Annotated in this window: 2 protein-coding genes; both read right to left on the bottom strand. The window is 73.5% G+C overall.

Annotation, left to right across the window (positions count from 1 at the left end; genetic code table 11):
* Positions 1–1,422 (bottom strand): hypothetical protein (locus U9980_RS24390; RefSeq protein WP_322770072.1); only part of this gene is annotated, 1,422 nt, incomplete at its 3' end.
* A partial coding sequence (locus U9980_RS24385) for a hypothetical protein (protein ID WP_416210387.1) occupies positions 1,419–3,849 on the bottom strand: 2,431 nt, incomplete at its 5' end. The genes U9980_RS24390 and U9980_RS24385, both read right to left, overlap by 4 nt.

The raw sequence follows: 3,849 nt of genomic DNA, 5'->3' as shown, positions 1-3,849 counted from the left end.
GACCTGCACCCCGTCACCTGCGTCAAGCGGGACGCCGGCCAGCTCCGCCAGTGCGCGGCGTTCGGCGCCGGCCGCGTCGTCGTAGCCGAACTGGCGGCAGATCTCCCGCAGCCGCGTCCGGACGGCCCGCTCGCCGGCCTGTTCAGCCTCTCGCTCGGGGCGCCGTTGCCAGGCCACCGGGTCGGTGATCCGCCAGGTCACGCCGACCGCCGCGCTGAACTGCAGCCCGGCGCGGGCGCTCGGCAGCTCGCACCTGAACTGGTTGGAGCGCTGGCCACCCACCGGCGCGACGGTGCGGTTCGCCTCGAGCTGGACCGAGTGCACCAGCAGGTGCAGTCCTTCCGGGGGATGCGGGAACTGTCCGCACAGCGCCGCCTCCGCGTGTGCCGAGGCGGCCGCGGCGGCCCGCCAGGGCTCGGTCCGTGTCGCCCGGCGAAGCTCGCGCAGGACGGCTTTGGCCGCGATCGCCTCGACCTCGTGAGACGCCTGGCCAGTCCACAGCGCGGGGTCCACGATCTGCCACGCGTACTCCACCTTCGCGTGGAACGGCGCCTCGACGGTGTCGCTGGGCATGTCGTCGAGCACCTCCGCCTCGTGGCGAGCCAGGTCGGGCGCTACGCCGCCGGTCGTCAGCCGGACCAGCTGGACCTTGGCGCTGAGGCCGAAGCCGACGTCCGCCGCGGCGCCACCGAACCGGGCGATCACTGCCTGTTCCGCTGCCCCTGGCTGGTCGTATCGGTAGCTCCGGGTGAGCTGGGAGACCCGATTAACCAGCTCACCGCGACACAGGCCAGCGGCCTGCCGCTCACGCTCGGGCGACCAGTCGCGCCACTGCAGCGGGTCGCTCACGTGCCACAGCATCTCGACGTCCGCCCGGAACCGGACGGTGTCGAGGTCGGTCGGCAGGTCGACGTCGAACGTCTCGGAGTGCGGAGTCCGCGGCACCACCGGCAGCGCGGGGTCGACCACGAGATCGACCGATGACACGTCGACCACGATGCCGTGCCCGACTGGCAGCCTGCCGACCAGCCGGTTTGAGGCAGCCCGGGCGGCGTCCGACGCGTTGTCCCAGGCGAAGGACTGGGTGATCGGGCGCAGAATCGCGAGCAGGCGCGCGGCGCAGTGGGCCTCGGGTCGGTCGACCGGGTTGGCGACCCACGCCTTCGGGTCGGTGCGGCACCAGGAATAGACGACCGTGGCCTTGAACGACGCGCCCTGCAACGCTGACGGGACGAACTCCTCGAGGTGGCTGGGATGCAGCGTGACGTCCACGTCGATGCGCTTGCGGAAGTGACCGATCATGATCTCGCTCCGGGTCGGCGGGTGAGGTGGGCCCAACAGCCGGCCGCGGCCGTTGGAGAAGACGAAGGCCGTTCCGGGGGGTGCCACGTCGTCGTGCTGGCTGGCGGGTCCAGGGGTCATCGGGTTGGCTCCGAGATCGAGTCGAGCAGCGCGACCAGGTAGCGCGTGGTCAGCGGCGCATCTGCCTGCCAGTCGTCGAGTAGCTGGTAGAGGTGCCGCAGCTCGTCGTCGGTACCGACGCGCCCGCGCACCGCCCGGCCGAGCGGCTCTTCCAGGCGCCGGTCCTCCTCGGCCGCCAGCACCCAGTCGCGCAGGCACCTGGCCGCGGTCCGGGCGAGCTCCGGGAACTCCGCGACCGCGACCCACAACGGCTCCAGCGTCGCGGCGTCGAGTTCGTCCGCTTCGATCATGGCCAGCAGCGCCGGCCACAGCTCGGCGTCTGGAAGCCCCGCGGCCGTGGCGTCGAGCGCAAGCTGGAGGAAGGCGTGTGCCGCGGTGCGCCGCACCGCCTGCCGTTCGTCGCTCGCCCAGTCGACCAGGTCGCCTACTACCAGCTTGCGGAGCGAGGCCGGGGCACCGTCGAACAGCTCGTAGACGCTCTGGCTGATAGCGCGGGACACCACCAGGCTCGCGGTGTCGGCGAGGTCGCCCAGCACCTGCAACGCCCGGTAGGGATTGGTGCGCCCCACGCTGGCGCCCCAGGCACGCGCCGTGGTCCACAGCCGCCAGGGGTTGCTGGTGTGGCGACGCCAGTCGGTGAGCATGCGATGGACGTGCGGGGCGAGCTCGACCGTCTCGGCCGGTACCCGCAGCGCCGCGAGCACCGCTTCCCGGTACCGCTGGTTAGGGCTCGTCGACCAGGGCAGCCACAGCTGCCGGCGCACGTCGTCGAACGCGAATCGGCTGATCAGCCCGGTCGCGGCTGCCGCCCGCACCCGAACGACGGAGCGGCGGTCGGTCGCGAGTTCGGCCAGCCAGGCGAGCAGCGGCAGTTGGGCTTCGGCGTGGTCCTGCCACGCCCACTCGAGGACCCGGCGAGGGTAGGTGGAGTCGCGGAACCGCAGCACCTTGGTACGCACCAGGCCGAACCCGGTCGGTTCGAGGCCCTCGGTGACCTCCGCCAGCGACACCTTGAGTAGGTCCGCCAGCCCCACCCCGAGCGGACCAGCCGGCAAGCCCGGCACCGCCTCGGCTTCCGGCGCTGGGCCGGGCGCCCGCGTGGCCGTGCCGGTGACGCCCGTGCCAGCGGTCGTGCCAGCGGTGGAGCCGGCCGGATGGGCGTTCGCGGCCGGCGCGAGGCCGGCGGCGCGCAGGTGCGTGACCAGCAGGGCCGCCGCCTGCGCGACGGTCCGGTAGGGGCGGCCGTCCAACACCGCCAGGGCCAGCACAAACGCCATCTGCTGCGTGTCGAGTCCAGACAGCCAGGCATGGATGCGCGAGGTGGAGTGGTTGCCCGCCCACGCGGTGGCTCGTTGCAGCCGTTCCGGTTCGTCCTCCCACCGGGCGAGCCGGGAAGCCAGTTCGGCGACGGCGGTGGCGTCGGGCCCGTTCGCAACCAGCCCGTCCAGCATCACGCTGATCTCGGGCGTGGCCGCGATCCGGGCCTTCACCTCGTCGGGTTTCACGCCCTCCGACCACGCGACGTGGCTGGCCAGCAGGGCGAGCGCCGAAGGCGGCTGCTCGCCGTCGACGAGGTAGCCGTCCAGGTCGCCGCGGAACGAGACCTCGGCGTCCACCGTGACGACGAGGTAGGAGTCGATCTCGGCGAGCTCGCGCCCGATGCGGTCGAGATCGGATGCGCGAAGCGCTGCCAGGTCGTCGAACGGCGCGTTCTCCACCAGGTACGCGGCCTGTCGCGGCAGTGGGCGGGCGCCTCGGAACGTCAGCCGCCGCAACGGGACGGCCGGGTCGGGTTCGAGCCTGCGCACCCCGCCGCAGCCGCCGTCACCTCGGTAGTGGCTGTCGCACAGTTCGGCCAGCACGCGCAACGCGGTGGTCCCTCGGCCCCACCCCGGTACGGCGCGGAACACCACCACCCGCCGCTGACCGACGGCGCGCAGCAGCCGCGGGTAGCAGGCGGGCGGCACGAACGACGCCGTGAGCCGGTCCAGCACCGAGTCCGGCACGCGGCCTGACTCGGCGTCGCCCCGGCGCGTCCCGCCGTGAGGCTCGCCGGGGCCGCCGAGCCCCCCAGACCCACCGATGACGTCGCCGGTGCGGGCGCCGAATATGGCGATGCCGCCGTTCATGACGAGGCTGGCGTTCTCGATCGCGTTGCTCAGTTCCGCCGAGCGCCTGGGCCGGTCGGCGTCGGTGTCGTCGGAGCCCTCGTCGGAGTCAGGGTCGGCGCGGTCGTCGTTGGCGCTGTCGTCGCCCGGTGCGTCGCCGTCGGGATCGGCGTCGCCCTCGGCGCTGTCGCCGGTCTTCGTTCCGCCGCTCGCCGGGGCCGCGTCCCGCCCCGCCGCTGCCGCCGCGGCCGTGCCAGGCTCGGCGGCCGGGAGCATCGGGCCCACCGGAGGGGGCACCTCGGACGGGACGGCCCGGGGC

Origin of the sequence: Protofrankia sp. Cr1, from assembly GCF_963555865.1 — a bacterium.
Taxonomy (GTDB): Bacteria; Actinomycetota; Actinomycetes; order Frankiales; family Frankiaceae; genus Protofrankia.
This window is presented reverse-complemented; position numbering and strand designations above follow the sequence as displayed.